Below are 6,083 nucleotides of genomic sequence, written 5' to 3' on the forward strand. Positions count from 1 at the left end.
CTCTTGTTTCATCTGTCGAAAGAATTCTTAAAGAATTTGGAGATAATTATGTAATTAATTTTGCTTAACTACTTATCTTGACCTAAAGCGAGATAAAACTTAGCGGCGAGTTCGTGTGCCAGTGCTTCTTCATTGATGTATTCATGTTCTTTAGCAAGAGCAATAGCTTTTTTGTAATAGTCCATTGCCACAACCTCTGACCCTTGAACTCGGTGCCGTTCTGCTTCTACAAGATAAAATTTATGTAAATGATTCATTGGGGCATGATGCGCCCATTTTTTAAACCTTTTCTGGTTAGATTGCACCTTTTGAAATAGGCGTTTTTGCTGGAATTTTGAGGAAGAAGAATACACAGTAACTCTTGCAAGCGAATCGTAAAAGTAAAATAACGTAGTAGTCAGCATCCCTGCTGCACTATCTATATATTTTTCCGCTAGTGCCGCATTGTCTAGCGCTTCCTCGTACTCTCCAAATAGGTAACAGAGTGTCAGTTTTTCAAGATATATATGAAAAAGTACGGTTTGGTCATTCGCCTCAAGATCAAGGGGCAGTCTTTTCGATTCGTCATAAGCATCACCAATTAAACGGCAGGAATTTTTCGATTGCCCCATCAAATTCAGAACCCTCTGCCGATTTAGATTAATGTAATGAAAGTTTCGCTCTTGCTTTAATTTTTGGATAGTATCACTGTATTTTGCTGCCTCCCGCTCAACAACAGCTAACTCCTGCCCCATGCAATAGGAATTGTAGGAGTTCCACAATAGGGAATATGTTCCATATTCTAAATCTCCTGTTTCTAGTCCGCTCGAATAGGCGAGCAGTAAAGGCTGTAATGTCTGCCTTCCATGCTCCTTCCAATGCCTGATAAAGTAATTAACAAGAGAGACTGTTTTCGCTTTTACTGTCCTAGCATTGAGCTGCTCTAATAGACTTAAAGCTAGGTTGCCAAATTTATAGCCTGATTCAATGTCTCCTAATACTCCGCAAAGAATCAGCCCATAACCTGCATACATTATTGATGAGAAGGAAGCATTGCCGTATTTGACCGATATATTGATACCTTTAAAAATAACCAGCGGTAATAGGTTAGGAGCAGCTATATAGGAAGCAGAACTTACAATCGATAGAATACGAATTGCTGCCAACTTATCAGGAGCGGTCATTTCTGGTAATTCGATTAAGTCCTCAATTCGTTTTCCCAGCAAGGCCAACTTTGTCCGCATCAAACCGATTAAGATATCTAAGTTACTGGGCTTTTTAGGCAAACTCACTCCCAACAGCTTCAGAACTGTTAGTCCAGTATGGACTGCTTCTAATGGCTTGTTCTGCGTTAGATAAGCAGAGATTTTAACTTCATAAACTTTCACCTTATCCAGTAGTCCTTTGCCCTGTTGCAGCACGATTGGAACTAATCTCTCCATTTCATCGAATTGACCGCACAAATAGGCAGCTTCTGCGGCTTCTACATAAAGAGCAAGTGTAGTATCGTACTGTGTCTGCCAACTTGACCCGCCTTCACTTCCCCCCGAACTCTGGGAGCACTGAGGGGGGTTCAACAATTCTAAGCCGCTTGTTAAGTACGTAAGGGCGGGTTGATAAGCGGCTGAGGCTTTTGCTTTCTTGCCAGCTATTAGGTTTAACTTTGCCAATTCATCTCGTTTCTGCTGGTTTTCAAGCAGGTTGCTGCCGAAATTCAATTGATTAACAATGTCAAAGATTTTTTCTTCTTGCTGCTGGGGTGGGGTACTATTCAGGAGTAGCTGACCGATTTGCAGATGGCTTGCTTGCTTGTGGTGTTCGGGAATGAGAGAGTAGGCGGCTTGTTGGATGCGATCGTGGACAAACCTGTAAGCTACCTTGAATTCATCCCGATTTCGGTCTGTTTGCAGAAATTTGTAATCATCTCCCACTGGAACAATTAGACCTTCTCGCACGGCTGACCAAAGTTCGTTTGCCGTTTCTTTTTGCGGCTTTTTACCTACACTTGAGAGAGTTTTTAAATCAAATTGGTTCCCGATACAAGCAGCCGCTTTTAATACTTCTTGCGTCAGTTCTGGTAGCTTTTGAATTTTTTGATTCATCAACTCAACGACATTATCAGTAATACCTCGTGCTTGAATTTGATCTAAATTTCACTGCCAACTGCTACTGGAAAAATCGAAATCTAATAGGTTTTCTGTATAAAGCGACTGGAGAAACTCTTTTAGGAAGAACGGATTCCCCTGAGTTTTAGCAAGCACTAATTCGGTTAATGGCTTAGCTCTTTCTGCGTCGCATTTAAGCGTATCGGTAATTAACTGATTGACACAAGTTAAATCTAACGGCGAGAGCAAGATAGAATTTACAGTTGCTCCACATTTTTGAATGTCTGATAAGGTAATTTTTAAGGGATGGGCTGCACTGACTTCATTATCTCGATATGCCCCAATCAGCAGTAGATAGTTCGTATCTACATCGGTCATCATTAGCTGCATTAATTTCAGAGTAGCGGCATCTGCCCACTGTAAGTCATCTAGAAAGATAACTAAGGGATGCTCTTGTTGACAAAAGACCTGAATGAAGTTTTGAAAGACTAAGTTAAACCGATTTTGGCACTCAGTTGCTGCTAGCTCTAGGACGGCTGGTTGCTTGCCAATAATCAGTTCGATTTCGGGGATGACATCAATAATAATTTGTCCGTTTGCTCCTAATGCTGATACGAGTTTGTCACGCCATAGCTGCAGTTGTTCGGACGTTTCAGTTAGCAGTTGTCGAACTAATTCTCGAAATGCACTGACGATAGCACTGTAAGGAATATTTCGCTGAAACTGGTCAAATTTACCAGAAATGTAGTAACCGCGTCGTTCAGTAATTGGTTTATAGATTTCTTGAACTAATACTGATTTACCAATCCCGGAATATCCAGCAACGAGCATAAGTTGGCTAGTGCCATGAGTTATCCGCTCAAAAGCTGCGAGTAATGTTTCAATTTGAGTTGACCTACCATAGAGCTTTTGCGGGATTTGAAATTTATTAGAAATATCCTGTTCGCCTAAAACAAAATCTTCAATTTTCCCATCTGTTTCTAGTTGCATTAGACATATCACCAAATCATCTCTAATGCCTAGAGCATTTTGGTATCGTTCCTCGGCTGTTTTCGCTAGGAGTTTCATTACGAGTTCTGAAACGACCAGAGGAATTTCGCGATTAATTATATGGGGTGGGATGGGTTGTTTAGCAATATGACAATGAACCAACTCCATTGCATCGGTAGCGTCAAAAGGCAATTGGTTTGTCAATATTTTATAAAAGGTAACTCCGAGCGAGTAAAAATCAGTGCGGTAATCGATCGCTCGATTCATCCTGCCTGTTTGTTCGGGAGAAATATAAGCTAACGTTCCTTCTAAAACATTAGGGCTTTTTAAGGCAGTGTTTTCCCTGGACAAGACTGTGGACAAGCCAAAGTCAATAATTTTTAATTCTCCGGTTTGAGAATTAAAAACAATATTGGACGGGTTAATATCTTTATGGATAATGTTTGACTGATGAATTTTCCCCAGAGTTTCAGCGATCTGAATGGCGATTTGGAGAAATTCTAATAAGATAAACTGTTTTTTTTCGAGTAATCTCTCTAAGGATTCTCCACCGAAATCCTCTAATAGCATTACTAACGTGTTGTTATGTCGGAGTAGATCGTGAGTTTTAACAACTCCCCCTATCTCCAAGCTCCGAGTGATTTCATATTCCTGCTGGTAACGGACAAGTTCGGCAGGGGTAGGATAGTCTTCTTTGAGTATTTTCAGGATCAGCGGTTGGTTATCTTGTTCTCTAATTCCCCGATAGACTAGGGAATTGGCACTTTCATAAATTTGGGCTAAAACTTTAATTCCAGGGAGTTTAATCATGTTTGGTTCTCCATTTTTGGCAGTCATGAACATTACGGGCGATGGTCAACGACTGCTGATGGTACTCAATCGCCTTGGCTGAGTTTCCCAGGGAAGCGTAAACATTTCGCAGATTACCCCATGCTGCCCCCTCACCTTAGCGATCTTTAATCTGTCGGTAGATAATCAATGTCTGTTGAAAAGACTCAAGCCTTCTTGAAATTGACTTGTCTGACCCTACTGAATTTCTCGCTCCAACAACTTAGTATCGCAGGCAACAGGCTAGTATTTTTTCTAATATTCATCTAAGGATAGCCGAGACGCTTGCCGATAGTATGGAGACTGACTCCTTCATTAACCAGTTCGATCGCCTGTGCGTGTCTGTGTTCATGGATGGTACAGCTTATGCCTGCCTTGGCACAATAACCAGCCCACTTCTCCTGAACCGATCGATCGCGGAATAAGCCACCCCTTCCATTCTTTTGAAGCTAGATGCCAAGTCCACTGAGATTACTGCCATCCCCAAAGTGCTGGAGATGCTGGAGATGCGGGCGGGGTTGAAGGATGAAACCCGACACTCATAAATGCTTCTCCACCTCAACCCTGTGCGATCGCCCAATCGAGTCATGTTTGGTTTCATCTTACCTACTGATTCACAAGTAAGGACGTGACAGGCTCAACCCAACCTACAGCGAGGGGCGATCGTAGTCGTTCCAATACTCCGCCTTGGCATGATTCGCGAAGGCTCTGCTTCCAGTAAGCGGTAAAGCTGCATAGGAGCGGTAGGTTGCGACATAGGTTAATGTTGGATAAGAGGGATATAAGGGGTGGTATCCAGTAAAAGTCACGGATAACACCCAAGAGTCCGGACTTAACCTGCTTTCGTTTCTGTTTAATTCCTTAAAACGAGGGTGTTATCCAGCAGAGCTGACCGATAATCCACCGAAGGTAAAGGTGTTATCCAGCACATCTGTTGAATACTGAAGTTTCTACTGTCCCGGCTTAAACGGGTAGCCACGATGTTGATTAGGCAAACAAAAACAGCCCTAAGTTCCCTAGGTTATGAACTAGATTCCCGTGAGGAGGCTTTTGGTTGTCTAAGGGATTCCTCCGATGTACTCGGACAGCCAGAGCAATTGCGACGGAGGATGCAACAAGACGGTTACTTATACTTAAAAGCCTTTCTTAACTCTCAAGAGGTTTGGCAAGCTCGTCAAGAAATTGCAGCTTGTTTAGATGCTGAGGGAAGCTTGGAACTTGACAGTCCTGTTCTAGATTGCATCGCTAAACCGGGATTAAGCATGAATTTCCGTCCCGATTTAGCAAGCAGGAGTTCAACACTGAAAACACTGCTTTATTCGGGACGGATGATGGAATTTTTTGGAATGTTTTTAGGTGGTAAAGTCCGGCATTACGATTACACCTGGCTTAGAGCCGTCGCCCCAGGAAAAGGAACTTACGCTCATTGTGACATTGTGTATATGGGACGGGGAACTGACAAACTTTACACGGCTTGGACTCCATTAGGCGATATTCCTTGGGAATTAGGCGGATTAATGATTTTGGAAAATTCTCATCATCTAGAGACTATTAAAAATACCTATGGATGTAAAGATGTCGATCGCTATTGTGCCCACAAAAAAACGGCCCCTTTGTATGCATCCAATCAAAAATGGTGGGATGGAGCCTTATCCAAAAACCCGGTTTCTTTGCGCTGTAAATACGGAGGACGTTGGTTGAGTTCCGAATTCGAGGCTGGAGATGTTCTGATTTTTGGTATGTTTACAATTCATGCCAGTTTGGATAACCATTCTCCTTCTATTCGACTCTCCTCGGACAGCCGTTATCAATTGGCATCGGAACCAGTGGATGAAAGGTGGGTTGGCAGTAACCCTATTGGTCACTCTACTGCTGCTAAGCAAGGTCAGATTTGCTAGAAGAAGACTTTAGTATTGAGTCTTGTTGTCGAAGGTAAAAGCAAACATCAAAAATTATCGACTGTGCGAGTTCAAAGGGCAGAATGTGGGTTCAAATGCAGCGGATAGACCGAAACGCTTTCTGCTTAGTTTCAAGATCTCTGCCGCCGCTGATTTGAGTAGTTAGACCGCTATATATGCCAATACGGTTTACTTAAGGCTTGGGACAGGGTAAGCGCATCTAATTTGGTCTTTTAAAATACAGATTATTTGGTCCAAAGATGAGAGAGCAATATTTTTACAA

At 42.3% G+C, this 6,083-nt stretch carries 4 protein-coding genes; 1 reads left to right on the plus strand and 3 read right to left on the minus strand.

Annotated elements, in window-relative coordinates; genetic code table 11:
- Positions 1 to 68: 68 nt before the first annotated feature.
- The 3 genes from QUA04_RS28370 to QUA04_RS28380 all read right to left on the minus strand — a co-directional run bounded on the left by QUA04_RS28370 (position 69) and on the right by QUA04_RS28380 (position 4,503).
- Positions 69 to 2,081: a hypothetical protein gene (locus tag QUA04_RS28370; RefSeq protein WP_333263765.1), complete on the minus strand. Its 2,013-nt coding sequence runs from the start codon at positions 2,079 to 2,081 to the stop codon at positions 69 to 71.
- A gap of 51 nt (positions 2,082 to 2,132) precedes the next feature.
- The gene (locus tag QUA04_RS28375) at positions 2,133 to 3,884 is read right to left on the minus strand and encodes an AAA family ATPase (protein ID WP_333263767.1); all 1,752 of its coding nucleotides are present in this window, start codon (positions 3,882 to 3,884) and stop codon (positions 2,133 to 2,135) included.
- 382 nt (positions 3,885 to 4,266) lie between these two features.
- A complete protein-coding gene (locus tag QUA04_RS28380) occupies positions 4,267 to 4,503 on the minus strand; it encodes a hypothetical protein (RefSeq protein ID WP_333263770.1) in 237 nt (78 codons plus the stop codon).
- 379 nt (positions 4,504 to 4,882) lie between these two features.
- Between QUA04_RS28380 and QUA04_RS28385 the strand changes: the two genes are divergently transcribed.
- Positions 4,883 to 5,800, plus strand: coding sequence for a phytanoyl-CoA dioxygenase family protein (locus QUA04_RS28385; protein WP_333263774.1), 918 nt, complete (start codon positions 4,883 to 4,885; stop codon positions 5,798 to 5,800).
- The last annotated feature ends 283 nt before the right edge of the window (positions 5,801 to 6,083 follow it).

The organism is Microcoleus sp. S13_C5 (assembly GCF_036700845.1).
GTDB lineage: Bacteria > Cyanobacteriota > Cyanobacteriia > Cyanobacteriales > Microcoleaceae > Microcoleus.

Excerpts from the sequence above, each read along its gene's own strand:
- QUA04_RS28370 (WP_333263765.1), bottom strand. The coding sequence starts at position 2,081 with ATGAATCAAAAAATTCAAAAGCTACCAGAACTGACGCAAGAAGTATTA.
- QUA04_RS28375 (WP_333263767.1), bottom strand. The coding sequence starts at position 3,884 with ATGATTAAACTCCCTGGAATTAAAGTTTTAGCCCAAATTTATGAAAGT.
- QUA04_RS28380 (WP_333263770.1), bottom strand. The coding sequence starts at position 4,503 with ATGAAACCAAACATGACTCGATTGGGCGATCGCACAGGGTTGAGGTGG.
- QUA04_RS28385 (WP_333263774.1), top strand. The coding sequence starts at position 4,883 with ATGTTGATTAGGCAAACAAAAACAGCCCTAAGTTCCCTAGGTTATGAA.